The 16,156-nt window shown below is 44.0% G+C and carries 14 protein-coding genes; 6 read left to right on the top strand and 8 right to left on the bottom strand.

What is annotated here, in order from left to right:
- The first annotated feature begins 29 nt into the window (after positions 1-29).
- Positions 30-1,448 (top strand): mannitol dehydrogenase family protein, encoded by a 1,419-nt coding sequence (locus ACRD7P_RS11595; protein WP_430907779.1) that lies wholly within the window; start codon positions 30-32, stop codon positions 1,446-1,448.
- A 420-nt stretch (positions 1,449-1,868) separates the two neighbouring features.
- On the opposite strand, the gene ACRD7P_RS11590 is transcribed toward ACRD7P_RS11595, so the two are convergent.
- Complete coding sequence (locus ACRD7P_RS11590; RefSeq protein ID WP_430907778.1) at positions 1,869-2,588, bottom strand: hypothetical protein; 720 nt, start codon at positions 2,586-2,588, stop codon at positions 1,869-1,871.
- 278 nt (positions 2,589-2,866) lie between these two features.
- On the opposite strand from ACRD7P_RS11590, the gene ACRD7P_RS11585 reads away from it, so the two are divergent.
- Positions 2,867-3,328 (top strand): fasciclin domain-containing protein, encoded by a 462-nt coding sequence (locus ACRD7P_RS11585; protein WP_430907777.1) that lies wholly within the window; start codon positions 2,867-2,869, stop codon positions 3,326-3,328.
- 7 nt (positions 3,329-3,335) lie between these two features.
- Here the strand turns inward: ACRD7P_RS11585 and pheT are convergent, their stop codons facing one another.
- Positions 3,336-5,765 carry a phenylalanine--tRNA ligase subunit beta gene (gene pheT, locus ACRD7P_RS11580; RefSeq protein ID WP_430907776.1) on the bottom strand — a complete coding sequence of 810 codons (2,430 nt, stop codon included), beginning with the start codon at positions 5,763-5,765 and terminating at the stop codon, positions 3,336-3,338.
- Positions 5,766-5,896: 131 nt separating this feature from the next.
- Between pheT and ACRD7P_RS11575 the strand changes: the two genes are divergently transcribed.
- Complete coding sequence (locus ACRD7P_RS11575) at positions 5,897-7,120, top strand: peroxiredoxin family protein (protein WP_430907775.1); 1,224 nt, start codon at positions 5,897-5,899, stop codon at positions 7,118-7,120.
- A gap of 32 nt (positions 7,121-7,152) precedes the next feature.
- Here the strand turns inward: ACRD7P_RS11575 and leuB are convergent, their stop codons facing one another.
- Both leuB and ACRD7P_RS11565 read right to left on the bottom strand, forming a co-directional pair.
- Positions 7,153-8,271 (bottom strand): 3-isopropylmalate dehydrogenase, encoded by a 1,119-nt coding sequence (gene leuB / locus ACRD7P_RS11570; RefSeq protein WP_430907774.1) that lies wholly within the window; start codon positions 8,269-8,271, stop codon positions 7,153-7,155.
- Entirely contained in the window at positions 8,272-9,444 is a 1,173-nt protein-coding gene (locus ACRD7P_RS11565; protein WP_430907773.1) for a 2-isopropylmalate synthase, read from the bottom strand.
- A 146-nt stretch (positions 9,445-9,590) separates the two neighbouring features.
- Here ACRD7P_RS11565 and ACRD7P_RS11560 point away from each other — a divergent pair, with 146 nt between their 5' ends.
- On the top strand, positions 9,591-11,135 hold the full coding sequence (locus tag ACRD7P_RS11560) for a hypothetical protein (protein ID WP_430907772.1): 1,545 nt from the start codon (positions 9,591-9,593) through the stop codon (positions 11,133-11,135).
- A gap of 3 nt (positions 11,136-11,138) precedes the next feature.
- Positions 11,139-12,002 carry a DMT family transporter gene (locus ACRD7P_RS11555; RefSeq protein ID WP_430907771.1) on the top strand — a complete coding sequence of 288 codons (864 nt, stop codon included), beginning with the start codon at positions 11,139-11,141 and terminating at the stop codon, positions 12,000-12,002.
- A 17-nt stretch (positions 12,003-12,019) separates the two neighbouring features.
- Here the strand turns inward: ACRD7P_RS11555 and ACRD7P_RS11550 are convergent, their stop codons facing one another.
- The 4 genes from ACRD7P_RS11550 to panB all read right to left on the bottom strand — a co-directional run bounded on the left by ACRD7P_RS11550 (position 12,020) and on the right by panB (position 14,638).
- Complete coding sequence (locus tag ACRD7P_RS11550) at positions 12,020-12,550, bottom strand: DUF4252 domain-containing protein (RefSeq protein WP_430907770.1); 531 nt, start codon at positions 12,548-12,550, stop codon at positions 12,020-12,022.
- A 63-nt stretch (positions 12,551-12,613) separates the two neighbouring features.
- Complete coding sequence (locus tag ACRD7P_RS11545) at positions 12,614-13,312, bottom strand: RluA family pseudouridine synthase (protein WP_430907769.1); 699 nt, start codon at positions 13,310-13,312, stop codon at positions 12,614-12,616.
- On the bottom strand, positions 13,312-13,809 hold the full coding sequence (lspA, locus tag ACRD7P_RS11540; protein WP_430907768.1) for a signal peptidase II: 498 nt from the start codon (positions 13,807-13,809) through the stop codon (positions 13,312-13,314). The genes ACRD7P_RS11545 and lspA overlap by 1 nt, the downstream gene beginning before the upstream one ends.
- Positions 13,810-13,819: 10 nt before the next feature.
- Entirely contained in the window at positions 13,820-14,638 is an 819-nt protein-coding gene (gene panB, locus ACRD7P_RS11535) for a 3-methyl-2-oxobutanoate hydroxymethyltransferase (RefSeq protein WP_430907767.1), read from the bottom strand.
- A 321-nt stretch (positions 14,639-14,959) separates the two neighbouring features.
- Between panB and ACRD7P_RS11530 the strand changes: the two genes are divergently transcribed.
- The gene (locus ACRD7P_RS11530; RefSeq protein WP_430907766.1) at positions 14,960-15,901 is read left to right on the top strand and encodes a 3-keto-disaccharide hydrolase; all 942 of its coding nucleotides are present in this window, start codon (positions 14,960-14,962) and stop codon (positions 15,899-15,901) included.
- Positions 15,902-16,156 lie beyond the last annotated feature (255 nt).

The following is a 16,156-nucleotide window of genomic DNA, read 5'->3' as shown; positions in this document are numbered from 1 at the left end:
CAGCAATAGGAAATCATATACCCGTGCCTATGTATTCACGTTCCGCGAATAAAACGGGAATCGTACATATCGGGGTCGGCGGCTTTCATAGGGCCCACCTTGCCTACTATCTACACCTTTTAAAAAAAGGCGGCGGTGCCCCAGCGTGGAATATCTGCGGAATCGGATTACGCGAAGCGGATTCCAAACTCCGTGACATTTTTAAAATCCAAGACCACCTCTATACCTTGATGGTCAAACACCCAAACGGAAAAATCAATGCCGAAGTCATCGGGGCCATAGTTGATTTCAAAATGGGAATCGAGGACCCCGAACCCGTTATCGCTAGCATGGCAGATGCGGATACTAGGATCGTATCGCTGACGATAACCGAGGGAGGGTATAATTTTAATCCTAATACGGGGGACTTCAATTTTGATAACCCCGACATTCAACACGAACTACAGCATCCACTGGAACCTAAAACCGTATATGGGTTTTTAACCACGGCCCTAAAAAGGCGGCGCGATGCGGGTTTGCCCGCTTTTACCATTTTGTCCTGTGACAATATCGAGCATAATGGAGACATGGCAAGAAAGATGCTACTTGCCTTTGTCCAAAAGCAAGATCCTGACCTGGCGGAATGGATAGCACAACAAGTGGCGTTCCCCAATAGTATGGTAGATCGCATTACGCCGGTGACAACCCCAACGGATATCGAAACCTTAGCACTAACTTATGGCATACAAGATGCCTGGCCCGTTACCTGCGAACCTTTTATACAATGGGTCGTAGAAGATAAATTTTCGAATGGGCGACCGGCCTTTGAAAAAGTAGGCGTACAATTCGTACCCGATGTGGAGCCTTATGAGAAAATGAAACTGCGACTTCTCAATGCCGGGCATTCGGTCTTGGGGCTTTTGGGGGCGCTATACGGCCACACCACCATCAATGCTTGTATGGAAGACGAAACCTTCACCACTTATTTGCGCGGCTTTTTGGATGCAGAAGCTACTCCAGTTTTGGGAAATATCGAAGGCATTGATTTGGAGGACTATAAAGACGGTTTGCTAGAGCGTTTTGCCAACCCAAATATCAAAGACAGCGTCAGCCGTATTTGTTCGGAAAGCTCGGCCAAGTTGCCTAAATTTTTGATTACTACACTACAGGAGAATTTAGCTACTGGCGGAAACATACAATGCGCCACATTGGTCATCGCTGCTTGGTGCTATTATAGTGATAAGGGAATCGATAAGGATAGGAAGCCAATTGAAATTATCGATGCTATGGGTGCCGAACTTCATGAAGCGGCCAAACGAACAGAAACTGACAGCCTGTCTTTTATAAAACAAGAATCCCTGTTTGGTAACCTTGCTAAAAATCAAAGATTTACAAGGTTATACCATGATAGAATCCAAAAGATTTACAAGGATGCCAATATCAAAAGGTATATGCTTGAGCTGCTTTAAAAGCTACATTTTTGGACAGCTTCGTAAAACCTACCTTTTTCGATACAAATCATAATTGCCCTATACGGCCGGTCCGAGGTTTTGGTCCATGTCCAATCCAGACCTTCCGTAAGGATCCACATGGGCATTCACCAATGGGCATATACCATTTTAGTTTTTTGGATTGAAGCAATCCCGATGCGGTACATGATTCTTCGCTCTTTTGAGGCCTATTTTGAGGAGGATAGCCGGGATACGGAAGGAAAAAAGTCGGAAGAAGCGTGAAAAAGCATCATCTTTTAGCCTCCCAAGGGTTCGGGAGAAAAAGTTTAAACCACTTCACAGTATAACACGGTCCCGGTATCTTAATAGGGAGGATAGATACTTGCGGCTAGCTTAGGTACTTTAAGAAAACGTTGTGCCCTTTAAATAATGTCGGTGCTAGACATTAAAGTATTTACTGTTCCAAATAGCGGGGTTAAAGTTTTTCCCTAAAGCAAATCCATAGAAAATAACGACGGAAGCGATACTCTTGAACATGAAAAAATAAATGATCCAAAATTCGCTCGATGTAGCTGTTTTCGAAAACAGACCTGAAGGAACCAAAGAAGTACAGACATAACTGATCAACATTACCAGTACGGTAAGGTTTACAATGCCCTTAAACGGCCACACCAACAATTTTCTTAACGGGTGTAGGTCATTGCCCCATTTGTGTATCAGGTAAAAGTAATCGTTTCCAATAGGTGCGAACAATAAAGGGTCGTCCTTATCCTCTAATTTAAAAAGTTTTGAAGGGGCTACAATTTTAAATCCTGTCAATTCTATTTCATGGGCTTTCTCCAACTGTTTGATCTTGGATATGGCTTCCTGCGGTATTTCCCCCTTAAAATATTTGGAGTTCAAAAAGCGCAACCGATAATCGATACAGATTTTTTTGATTTGGTCGATATGATAAATACGATCGGTTTCCAATAAATCAAAATCGAATGCATTGGTCACCAGTGCTTTTCCTCCTGAAAAATTTTTTTCGATACGATCATTTTCCTGTGCATCTTTTTGAAGAATCCGATGCACTTCCGCTAGTATGGTATCGGTATTTGAAGTTGTAGAACGAACTTTTTCGAGCTTTTGCTCGATGTTGGTTTTTTGTAATCTCATTTCTTTTTCTTTAGCATTGTAAAGTTAACAAATAGTCACCGCATTTGAAATACCATGTTGAACTTACATGTTAAGATAAGGTTAATTTCTTTGAATGGCACTTTCTTTTAACATGGTATTCCGGCAAACCAGTGTATCTTACCGACGAAATCGGCGTTTTATCGGTTTCCGTTCCCAAATATTATCAAATGATGTCCTACTTTTACCAGTTATGTTGTGCGTGCCTATTTCTTTTCCTCAATCTTTGTTGTGCACAAAATTCCAATGAAAAACCCATAATGGATCCTAGTGAATCCATTGTTACCAACACTCAAAATTCGGACCATCATCAAGTATTGTTAACGGCCATGCGTGCTGCTGATCTAGAGGACATTTTGTCCGGAAAGGGTCCGTTCACAGTTTTCGCCCCTTCGGACTCGGCCTTTGAAAAGCTTTCCCAAGAACAAATGGAAACACTCTTAAAACCCGAAAACAAAAATGACCTACAAGCGTTACTTCGATATCATATCATTGCTGGAAACCTTTCGGCATCCTATATTCTAAAAGCAATGTGCCGTGGAAAGGGAACGGCCAGCTTCACTACGGTTCAAGGCGATAAGCTTATCGCCACCATGGACGGTATCGATATTGTACTGACCGATAGCAATGGGAACTCCGCGAGGATCACGACCGCGGACGAGAACCAATGCAACGGGGTCATCCATGAAATCGATAGTGTTTTCCTACCAGCAAAGATATAAAGGTTTGTCAACGAAGTTCGGCCTGTAGTTCTTTTTCAAACCGCGTCTGTAGTTTCTTCATAATTTTATCGATCTGCTTGTCCGTCAAGGTTTTTTGTTCGTCCTGTAAGGTAAAGCTCAAGGCATAGGATTTTTTTCCCTTCGGCAACTTATCTCCCATGTACACGTCAAAAAGACTGACATCCTTCAACAGTTTTTTTTCGGTTTGCAGCGCTAGTTGATATAGATCGTTAAAAGCAACGGAATCGTCCAATAAAAGGGCAAAGTCACGTTTTACGGCGGGATATTTTGGAATTTCTTGATAAACAATGGCTTTCGCCCCGGCCAATTTGAGTACCTCGTCCCAATCGATATCGGCAAATATCGTCTCTTGGGCGATGCCAAATTTATCGAGGACCGATTTTTGAACCAGACCTATTTCGGCCAAGTTTCGCTTGTTCGAGGTCAAGGTTATGCCCTCGGAATAAAGAGGCTGATCCACCGGTATAGGCCGTATGTCATTGATTCCCAATCGCTGCAATACATTTTCGATCATACCGCGTACATAGAAGAAATCCGATTTTTGGGTTGCACCGGTCCAGCTGTCCCGTTCTCGATTTCCTGTAGCCAACAGCACCAGATGTTTGCGTTCCGCTCTCCTTTCTGCAGTAAATTGGTGATAGGTCTGTCCAAACTCGAACAGCCTAAGGTGCTGTCTTTTTCTATTGATATTATGGGAAACCGCTTCCAAGGCACCGAACAACATCGACTGTCGCATTACCGATAGGTCGTTGCTCAAGGGGTTCAGCATTGTTATCGCTTGTGCCTTCGCCGCTTCTGATATATGTTCGTGGTATTTTGTACTGGTGAGACTGTTGGTCATGATTTCGTAAAAACCGGAAGCGGCCAATAGTTCACCAATTATCCGTTGCAGCTTGTAATCTTCCAATTTGGAAGTAGGGGCAATGGAGGCGTTCAATTTTTCGGTAAAGGCAATATTGTTATAGCCATAAACGCGCAAAATCTCCTCTATCACATCAACTTCGCGCTGCACATCTACCCTATAGGAGGGAATGGAGAGTCCAAGCCCTGTTTCGGTCACATTTTTTACCTGTATTTCCAAGGAAGCCAAAATGGATTTTATGGTGTCTTTTGGAATCTCCTGGCCAATCAGGCTATGCACTTTTTTGAACGTTAGAAATACTTGATGGTCATCCGCTCTTTTAGGATATAGATCGATAATATCGGACGAAATGGTGCCGCCGGCAATTTCCGTAATTAAAAGTGAGGCACGCTTGAGGGCGTATTCCACCTGTTCGATATCGATACCCCGTTCAAAACGGAAAGAGGCATCCGTATTGAGGCCATGGCGTTTTGCCGTCTTTCGAATGGAAACCGGATCAAAATAGGCACTCTCCAGAAAAATCGAAGTGGTCCCCTCGGTAACTCCTGTATTGATACCTCCGAAAACACCGGCGATACACATTGGTTTTTCACCATCGCAAATCATAAGGTCGTCCTCGTGGAGTTCCCTCTGTTCCCCGTCCAAAGTCATGAATTTTGTTCCCGCCTTCACGGTCTTCACAACAATCTTTTTATCGAAGATGCGGTCGGCATCAAAGGCGTGTAGCGGTTGTCCCAGTTCGTGCAGCACGTAATTGGTGACATCAACGACATTGTTTTTGGGCGTTAGGCCAATGGCCCTTAAGCGATGCTGTAACCAATCCGGTGAAGCTTTCACCGTTAGGTTACTTATAGAAAGGCCACAGTACCGCGGTGCCAGCGCACTATCCGCTACTTGCACCTCAATTCTTAGGGATCGATCGTCCACATTGAACTGGCTTACCGATGGTGTGATCAGCTCTATTTGCAGGTCCTGTTGTTTTAGGCCGGCCCTTAGGTCCCTAGCAACACCGAAATGGCTCATTGCATCCGCCCTGTTTGGGGTAAGGCCAATTTCAAATACCTCGTCCTGAACGATCTCAAAAATGGTGGAACAAGGGGTGCCAGGTACCAACGAAGGGTCCAGGACCATAATGCCATCATGACCCTTGCCCAAGCCCAATTCATCTTCGGCACAGATCATTCCGTAACTCTCTTCGCCTCTTATTTTCCCCTTGCGAATGGTCCATGGCTTGCCATCGGCGTCATAAAGTTCCGTACCCACAGTGGCTACCGGCACTTTCTGTCCTTCTACTACATTGGGCGCACCGCAGACAATTTGTAGGGGCAGTGCGTCACCAATATCGACGGTCGTGAGTTTGAGCCGATCGGCATTAGGGTGTTTTTTACATGTTAGCACATGTCCTACAACTACGCCTTTCAAGCTGCCCTTTACCGATTCAAAGGCAGTTATCCCCTCTACTTCCAGACCAATATCCGTTAGCAGTTCTCCCGTTTTTTGGGATTCCCAGTCCAGGTTTAAAAATTGTTTGAGCCAGTTGTAAGAGATGTTCATCGGTCGGTTTTAAAACGCGTAAAGATAAAACAATGCCCCTAGACATTCAATAGCGATTCTTTGGAATTGATTTATTTTTTAGCGTAGGTTTGCCATCAATAATCGCCCCGATAGGGTTTAAGCTTAAAGACATGAAAAATCTCTTCGTTTTTGTGGTGGCATTTATACTGCTTTCGGGATGTGAACGCCAAAAGACTGCCGTACCAAAAGATGGGATTTGGCGCGCAGCTTTAAAGATTACGGACGGGCAGACGCTTCCTTTCAATTTTGCATGGACCACATCGGAAAATGGGGGGTATGCGCTGCAAATTTTCAACGGTACGGAAACCATTCTTGTCGACGAAATTGAGATCACCAACGATTCCATTTTGATTAGGGCCCCTGTTTTTGAGGGGTATTTGGCAGGTACGTTTACCGAAACGGCAATGCAAGGGGCTTTTATCAAAGAAAGTTTGGACCGTGTGGTACCTTTTACCGCCGTATATGGCGAACCTACCCGTTTTGATGAGACCAAAGCCCATAACACGAATGTTGCCGGGATATGGGAAACCTTATTTAGTGGAGATACGGAAGACGAATATTTGGGAAAGGGTATTTTTTCCCAGAAGGGAAATCAGGTTACCGGTACGTTCAGAACAACTACCGGCGATTACCGTTATTTGGAAGGGATCGTTAACGGCGATTCCCTAAAACTATCGGCATTCGACGGTGCACACGCCTTTTTATTTGCGGCCCGGGCCACGGATAGTACCTTGGAAGGAACCTTTTTTTCGGGAAATCATTTTCAAGAGCCTTTTTTGGCAAGGCGTAACCCACAGTTTGAACTTCCCAATGCCGATTCGCTTACCTTTTTGAAACCGGGTTATGATCGGTTCCACTTTGCCTTTCCGGATGCCAACGGTACAATAGTAAGCTTGGATGACGACCGTTTTAAAGGTAAGGTGGTATTGGTACAAATTATGGGTACTTGGTGCCCTAATTGTTTGGACGAAACCAAATTTTATGTTGACTATTTAAAACGGAACCAAGAAGAGAATCTAGAAATAGTTGGGTTGGCGTTCGAATATGCCAAGACCGAGACCGGCGCTTTTAAAAGTATTGAAAGGTTAAAGGAGCGTATTGGAGTGGAGTATCCCATTGTTTTAGCACAATATGGTACCTCCGACAAGCAAAAAGCTCAGGAAAAGCTGCCTATGCTGAACCATGTACTATCCTATCCAACTACGATATTAATCGACAAAAAAGGGGAAGTCCGAAAAATACATACCGGTTTTAACGGTCCTGCAACCGGGGAAAAACATCTTGAATTCAAAAATACTTTTGAAGCTTTTGTTCAAAATCTTTTGAACGAATAAAGGTATTACACCATTTTAACTTTGAAATGGTATTAAATAATGGTGGATTTTCCCAAGCCGATGTTTTCGTCGTTCATATTCATATCGTCATCAATATCGGTGATATGGTCGGCGATAAAGTCGCCCACATAGTTCGTTCCATATTTGCTGCTACCGAGAATATCAGGTGTTACAATTTTCTTTTTGAACGATTTTCGTACGGAAGCGATGACAGCCCGTGATTCTTCCTTCAAGCCAAAATGGGACAACAGTAGGGACGCACTGAAAATAGAAGCAACCGGATTGGCCTTGTTCAGTCCTTTTGCCTGGGGGTAAGACCCATGTACCGGTTCGAACATACAATGGTACTCTCCAATGGAAGCCGATGGAAGCAGTCCTTGCGACCCAATGATGACACTGCCCTGATCGGACAGTACATCGCCGAACATGTTACTGGTCAAAATGATATCGAATGCCGTTGGATTTAACAAGAGTTGCACCGCCGCATTATCGATATACAGGCATTCCAAGGTTACCTCCGGATAACTTTCCGATATCGTCATGACCACTTTTCGCCATAGGCGCGAGGTTTCAAGAACGTTCGCCTTGTCGACCAAAGTTACTTTCTTTCGTCTTTTTTTAGCGGCTTTAAATGCTTTGTGGGCAATTCTACTGATTTCCTTTTCGGAATACGAACATTGATCGGTGGCTAGCGTACCGTTGTTTTCCAGTTTTTTTTCGCCATAGTAAATACCTCCCGAGAGTTCCCTGTAAATCTCAAAATCGGTACCGGCCACCATTTTTTTGCTTAATGGTGAGTTTTTGATAATTTCAGGAAACATCATTACGGGCCTGACGTTCGCAAAAAGGCCAAGTTCTTTTCGGAGCTGTAATAGCCCTTGTTCAGGGCGAATACTCAACGAAGGGGAATTGTCATACTCCGGAGTACCGATAGTGCCAAAGAGCGAGGCATCGGAATCGGCACACACTTCCAAGGTTTTTTTGGGTAGTGGAGTACCGTACTTTTCAATGGCAATGGCGCCAATGGGCACTTTTTCGAAGGTAAAATTATGATTGAAGGTCTCCGCGACCGCCTGTAGGCACTTCACCGACTCGGCCAGTACTTCCGGCCCAATTCCGTCACCACCCAAAAGTGCTATTTTCAATTGCATTTACAAAACACTTTCAATGTTCAGGTCCGTCGCCGTTATGATGTCATGGATATCGGTATCCAAAATTTCCTTTTTGTTGTCGGCAAACTTTAAAAATTCTTGATAGACTTCATCAAGTTGGAGCTTCGTAAGTTCGTATCCTACCAATTTTGCGCGATAGGCCAAAGCCGCCCTTCCGCTTCTTGCGGTCAGTACTATGGACGATTCGTTAACGCCTACATCGGCAGGGTCGATAATTTCGTAGGTTTCCCTGTTTTTGATGACCCCGTCCTGGTGGATTCCCGAACTATGTGCAAAGGCATTTGCACCAACGATGGCCTTATTGGGCTGTACTATCATTCCCATTTTTTGTGAGACCATTTGGCTGGTATCATAGAGCAGCTTGCTGTTGATATCGGTATCAAGCCCTAAGGTAGGGTGCTGCCTTAAGATCATCACTACTTCCTCCAAAGAGGTATTTCCGGCCCGTTCCCCGATTCCGTTAATGGTGCACTCAATTTGTCGGGCCCCGTTGGCCACACCGGCAATGGAATTTGCGGTAGCAAGTCCCAGGTCGTTATGGCAGTGGCAGGATAGCGTGGCTTTATGGATACCGGTAACGTTTTCCTTTAAGTATTTTATTTTCAATCCGTATTCTTCGGGAAGGCAATAACCGGTGGTGTCGGGGATATTCAACACTGTTGCACCCGCTTTTACCACGGCCTCGCACACTTTTGCCAAAAATACATTGTCCGTTCGTCCGGCATCTTCCGCATAAAACTCCACATCTTCCACAAAGGTTTTGGCATAACTGACCGCAGCTACCGCCCGCTCGATAATTTTATCCCTTGTGCTGTTGAACTTGTGCTGAATATGTGAATCGGAAGTACCTATCCCGGTATGTATTCTTGCCCTTTTTGCGGGCTTCAAGGCATCGGCGGCAACCGTTATATCATTTTGGACGGCCCTTGTCAGTCCGCAGACCGTTGCATTTTTCACCAATTTTGCAATTTCGTGGACCGAATTGAAATCACCGGGACTTGAAATGGGGAATCCCGCCTCGATGATATCAACGCCCAACTCATCCAATCGTTCGGCGATCACCAATTTCTGTTCGGCGTCTAACTTGCATCCGGGGACCTGCTCGCCGTCCCGTAAGGTGGTGTCAAAAATATCTACCTTATCTTTACTCATTATATTTGTGTAGTTTAGGTACCCTCTACGAATATAGCGCGACGGGTTGGACCCACCGAAATTACGAAAAAATAGTTACAACGTTAAATTGGTTTGGTCGCAATTTAATAATTTGAATTTCAAGTTTTTAACTGTTATTTATTACGATGACAACTGTACATAAAGATGCCCTTTTCGTGTTGGTAAAGTCCTTGTCCAAGTCTGAGAAGCGGCAATTTAAACTATACGTCGGCAGGCTGGGGGTAAATACCGATGCTAAATTTTTAGCGCTTTTTAATTTGCTCGATAAAATTAAGAAGTACGACGAAAAAAGTATTTTGGACAGTGGGATCGTAAAAAAAACCCAGCTCTCCAATTTAAAGGCACACCTTTACAAGCAAATCCTGGTCAGTCTTCGGCTCAATCCCGTGAATCAGAATATTCGTGTCCAGATTCGCGAGCAACTGGATTTTGCGACCATATTGTACCAAAAAGGACTGTACAAACAGAGTTTAAAGTTGTTGGACAAGGCGAAGGCCATTGCAATCGAAAATGAAGAGAAAAACATTGCCTATGAAATTGTAGAGCTGGAGAAAATTATTGAAACCCAATACATTACCCGAAGTATCCCGGACAGGGCAAACGAGCTTGCCGTACAGGCCAAGAACCTTTCTGCCATGAACGTGATGACCAGTAAGTTGTCCAACTTGTCCTTGCAACTGTATGGTATCATGCTAAAGATCGGTTATGTACAAAGTGACGCCGATTTTAAAAGGATAAAGCATTACTTTGAGGAACACTTGCCAAAATATGATCTAAAAGAACTCGGTTTTCGGGAGAAATTATGGTTGTACAAGGCGCACCTCTGGTACAGTTTTTTAATTCAGGATTTTGTGTCGTCGTATAAGTACGCCAGCAAATGGGTGGACCTTTTTTATGAGCAAAAGGAACAAATATTTCTAAATCCCGTCTTTTTTCTAAAGGGCAACCACTACCTTTTGGAATCATTGTTCTATGTGAAATACAGTTCGCAGTTCCGACAAACATTGGAAAAATTAGAATCCGTTGTAGCCGGAAAAGACTTTCCCAAAAATGATAATATTACGTCATTGGCCTTTCTATATCTCAATGCCAACAAATTGAATTTGCACTTTCTGGAGGGCACCTTCCACAAAGGCCTTTATTTGGTGAAGATTGTCGAATTTGGAATAAACAAGCATAAAGATCGCATTGATGCGCATCATATTATGGTGCTGTATTATAAAATTGCATGCCTGTATTTTGGGGATGGCGATCATAAGAATTGTATTGTCTATCTGAACAAGATCATCAACAACCGGAACTTAAAAATGCGGGAAGATCTGATGTGTTTTGCCCGCGTATTGAGCTTGTTTGCGCATTACGAAGCAGGAATGGACTATCATTTGGAGGTACAATTGAAGAGTACCTACAAATTTTTATTAAAAATGAACGATCTGCATGAGGTCCAAAAAGAAATGATCAAGTTTTTACGGAATCTTGGAAATATTTATCCGCACGAGTTGCAGGATGCCTTTCAAGAACTGCATGCCCGATTGAAGCTCTACGAAAACGATCCTTATGAAAAAAGGGCCTTTTTGTATCTGGATATCATTTCATGGCTCGAAAGTCATCTCGAAAACAAACCGGTGGCACAGATCATCAGGGAAAAGGCAATGGCCTATACACGTTGACCTTTGAAGGTATTTACGCCCCATACCCGAAATTTTATCGAGCTCGGTCTGGTCATGCTATTAATGGGTACCTCCGGGCCTTTCGGAAAGTATATTACCCTCCCGGCACCACTGACCATAGCCATCCGTTCCATTCTGGCACTGGTTTTTTTATATGCTTATTGCAGGTTCAAGGGCATTTCGTTTCGCCTTAGAAAAGCGGATATGGCTCCCATTTTCCTTTCCGGGGTGTTAATGGGCGTTCATTGGATCACCTATTTTGAGGCCTTGCAACTCTCCAATGTAGCCATTGGTATGCTGGCCTTATTTACCTATCCGGTGTTCACGGCCTTTTTGGAACCGGTTTTTTTAAAAACCCGTTTTCAAAAAATACATTTGTTCTTGGGGGCTTTGGTATTGAGCGGTGTTTATCTGTTGGCACCCGATATCGATTTTGGGAATTCGCATACCGTGGCGATAGCGTTCGGACTTTTTTCAGCGGTATGCTACGCTTTAAGGAATTTGATCGTTAAAACTAAAGTCGGTAACTACCAGGGGTCGGTTTTAATGAGTTATCAGCTGTTATTGGTTTCGGTTTTATTGATTCCCACTTTTTTTATTTACGACCTAACCGAGGTGCCAGGGCAATGGAAAGGGTTATTGGGAGTTGCCTTGGTGACTACGGCCTTGGGCCATACGCTATTGATCAATACATTTAAACACTTCTCGGTGACCACGATAAGTATCATTAGCAGTGTACAACCCATATACGGGATAGTCATCGGAGCTTTGTTCCTTTCCGAAATACCATCTTGGCCCACGATTATCGGAGGTGCGTTGATTTTGGCATCCGTAGTCATCGAAAGTGTTCGCGCGTATCGCCGTTAAGTTGGAAGCGGTGTCGGTTATTGTTCCGGGGTTTTCGGGGAGGTATCCATATTCAGTTCCTGTACCAATCCTTGTCCCAACTTTTGAAATTCGTTCCGTTTTGCCATCGCCCGTACTTTTTCCGGGTCGAACCTTCCATTAAAATAGAGGAAAGAGCCTTTGGTAGCATTGTTATTATAAATCAATATTTCACGAACGGTATTGCCTTTTTCCCGAACCGATACCACGTTTCTTTTTAAGGCATCGTTTTTACGATACACTTCTATAAAATTGTTCCCTGTGATCGTATTCATCTGTTGGTTGAGAAAAGAAGTGCGTTCTGCGGTAGCACTGGGAAACTGCATGTAACGCAAATCTTTTGTAGTACCAATCATTTGTTCCATTTCGGGAGAAAAAGTGCTTAAAAGACTAAGCATAAAACGGGGTACACGTACTGCGGTTACCTGATCGTCGTTTTTATGCGCATTGTAAAACCGATCAATGGAATTGTAACTTCCGCAGGAGGCGAATACGGACAGGGCAAGTATTACCAGGTTTTTTCGAATCATAAACAACTTGTTATTAAGGGCTTATATCATTTTAAAGTTAAAATGGCATTAAATGTAATCAAATTATACACACGCATCCCAAATGGGATCTTTGGGAGGGGCGGCCTGAATGGAAATGGGCTCTTTTTTGACCGGATGTATAAAGGAAAGGCTTCTGGCATGCAAGTGAATGCTGCCGTCCTTATTACTGCGGGGAAATCCATATTTGAGGTCTCCCTTTATAGGGCAGCCTATGGCGGATAGCTGTACCCGAATTTGATGGTGCCTACCGGTCTTTAAGGCTACTTCTAGTAAAAAATGGGTATCCAATGTACTGCGGAGCGTATAGGAGAGTATGGCCTTTTTACTTTCGGGGACTTCTTTGGGGTACGCGTACGATTTGTTCTGTTTCGTATTTCGTTTCAGCCAATGCGTTAGCGTAGCTTCGTGTTTTTCCGGTGCTTGGCGTACAACGGCCCAATAGGTTTTTTCCGCGGCCTTTTCGGCAAATAGTTTGTTTAAACGGGGGAGGGCTTTTGAAGTTTTTGCAAAAACCACAATGCCCGTAGTGGGGCGGTCCAAGCGGTGGGCAACGCCCAAATACACATTTCCAGGTTTGTTGTATTTCCGTTTTAAGTAGCCTTTGGTAACCTCGCTCAAAGGGGTATCGCCGGTTTTGTCGCCCTGTACGATATCGCCCGCTCGTTTGTTTATGGCAATCAGATGGTTGTCCTCGTAGAGTACTTGCAAGTTCGAAATTGTAGACCGCAGTTTAGATGCCATCAAACCACAATTTTTTTACCGCTCAGGGAAAGGGCCAATAACAATAGCACCCCAAGGGTAACGGACACGTCGGCCATATTAAAAATACCGGTTTTTAAAAACCCCAAACGTATCTGAAAAAAATCGGTTACCGAGCCATAGGCAATACGGTCGATCAGGTTTCCGATGCCGCCACCGATCACAAAAGAAAAGGCGGTACCGTCCCAAAGGGTTAAGGTTTTTTTTAACAAAACTCGGAACAATAGCACGAAAAGTATTAGCACGGGAATCAGTTGCAACACGATTATTTTTACCCAAGGCGAAAAATCATCCCCAAAACCGAGCATTGCACCAGTGTTCTCCACATTTGTCAATATAAAATGATCGGGCACAATTTCAATATACTCACCAAAGTCGACCTTTTTGCGTACCACATCTTTGGAAACTTGATCACAACCTATGTTCAATAGCACCAACAAAACGATACCGATCTGCTTCAACCTCCGGCCCTTTTTCATAGCGCCTTTTTTAATATTGTTCGTCGTCACTAGGGAAACTTTTTGTTTTAACGTCCGTCACATATTGGGAGATGGCATTTCCCATATCCTCGTATAAATTCATATACCGTCTTAAAAACCGCGGATTGAACTCATGTGTCATACCCAGCAGATCGTGAATGACCAGTACTTGGCCGTCTGCATGTTTACCTCCGCCGATACCGATGGTAGGTATCGAAAGTTTTTCACTGACTTTTTGAGTAAGCGAGGCCGGTATTTTTTCCAAAACGATACCAAAACATCCTATTTTCTCCAACAACTTGGCGTCTGATATCAATTTTTCAGCTTCGCTTTCCTCCTTGGCCCGAACGGTGTACGTACCGAACTTATAAATTGACTGCGGTGTAAGCCCCAAGTGACCCATTACGGGAATGCCCGCATTTAGGATACGTTTTACCGATTCCTTTATTTCCTCACCACCCTCAAGCTTAACGGCATGTGCACCGCTTTCCTTCATGATCCGTATGGCCGAACGCAAGGCCTCCTTGGGATCACTTTGATAACTTCCAAAGGGAATATCGACAACGACCAAAGCACGTTCTACCGCTCGAATGACCGAAGTGGCGTGATAGATCATCTGATCCAAGGTAATGGGTAAGGTGGTTTCGTGCCCCGCCATAACGTTACTGGCCGAATCACCGACCAGAATGATGTCTACTTTGGCGGAATCCACGATTTTTGCCATCGAATAATCATAAGCGGTAAGCATGGAGATTTTCTCCCCATTCTTCTTCATTTCTACCAATGATTTTACGGTGACCCGTTTGTACTCTTTTTTTGCAGTGGACATTAGTATTTGTTTTTGTACGGATAAAAGTACACAATGGACACGTCTTTCGTTTCCTTTTGGCCCTGATTTTCGTAATTCCTCTTTTTTTTGATGTTGCTAAAGAGGAGTTGACACAATTTCTTTTTCGACTGGTCAAACAAGATGGACAATGGAAATTCGGGTATGGAAATGGTGCGAGGGGCAAATAGGACTATGGAAATTTTCCTGTTTCGATTGGGGAGGGTTAGTTTCGGAAAAAAGCGTAAAACAAAGGTGTCGTTTAACCCAAAACGTTCGGATGTAACGGATAAGTTCTATTTTAGCGTAACAAATATATGTTCCATGGTTTTTAAGTTAAGGGTAATACGGGTATTGCTGGTGTGTTTTTTCAGTTTGGTTTCCTCGGTGACGATGTCGCAAGAATCAGAAGCTTTGGAGGGACGCTGGAATTTGACCATTCAAAAGGATGGGGAAGAACTGCCTTCCTGGTTGGAAATTACCCACTCAGGGAACCATACCCTTGTAGGTAGGTTTGTGTACGCTTTTGGGAGCGCACGACCGATTTCAGAGATATCCTATGAAAAGACGACATTTCGATTTGAGATACCACCACAATGGGAACCGGGCGGATCCAACATGATCTTTGAAGGGGACTTGGTCGGGGATGCGCTGAACGGTACTATGGTGTATACCGATGGAAAGCGTTATGATTGGACAGCGGTAAAGGCGCCTAAACTAAAGTACCGCGCAGCTTCGAACTGGGGGGGCACGGTCGCTCTTTTTGATGGCGAAAGCTTGAACGGATGGCATGCCGAAGGTGAGAACCAATGGATTGTTGAAGAGGGGATTTTAAAAAGCCCTGCGTCCGGTTCCAACCTTGTTTCCGACCGGAAGTTTAGCGATTTTAAATTGAAAGCGGAATTCCGATATCCGGAAGACAGCAATAGCGGACTTTATCTGCGTGGTAGATATGAAGTACAGATCGCCGACAATTATGGTAAGGAAGCGTCCAGTGTTTACTTTGGAGGAGTTTATGGGTTTTTAACGCCGAACGAAATGGTCGCGAAAAAGGCGGGAGAATGGCAGACCTTTGAGATTACCCTTATCGGTCGCCGGGTTACCGTAATCGCAAATGGGACCACCATTATCAACGACCAAAATATCCCAGGGATGACCGGTGGGGCCTTGGATAACAAAGAAGCGCAACCGGGCCCGATATTCATACAAGGAGACCATGGACCCATCGATTTTCGTAAAATAGAGATTACACCTATTGTAGAATAGGGGCCTCATGGCGAGCTGGCATATCATATAAAATTGTATTTTCTTCATCGCACAACCTCTTGGTTTGATTGCGACCAAATAGGGTTGCTATGAACCATGAACCTTTCACAGCTGCCCTCGCCAAGCTCAACTTCTCATACTTAGTATAAGAACGAAACCGGTTGCGACATTCTTCTTCGTTAGGTAGTAGCGTCGTTATGGCCCAATACTCTTTTAAAAATCACCCTAAAGATAACCGGGAATGACATCCTGTCA

It is taken from the genome of Maribacter sp. 2-571, from assembly GCF_050589625.1.
GTDB lineage: Bacteria > Bacteroidota > Bacteroidia > Flavobacteriales > Flavobacteriaceae > Pelagihabitans.
Note: the sequence above shows the minus strand (reverse complement) of the source record. Positions and strands in the feature narration are given on the sequence as shown.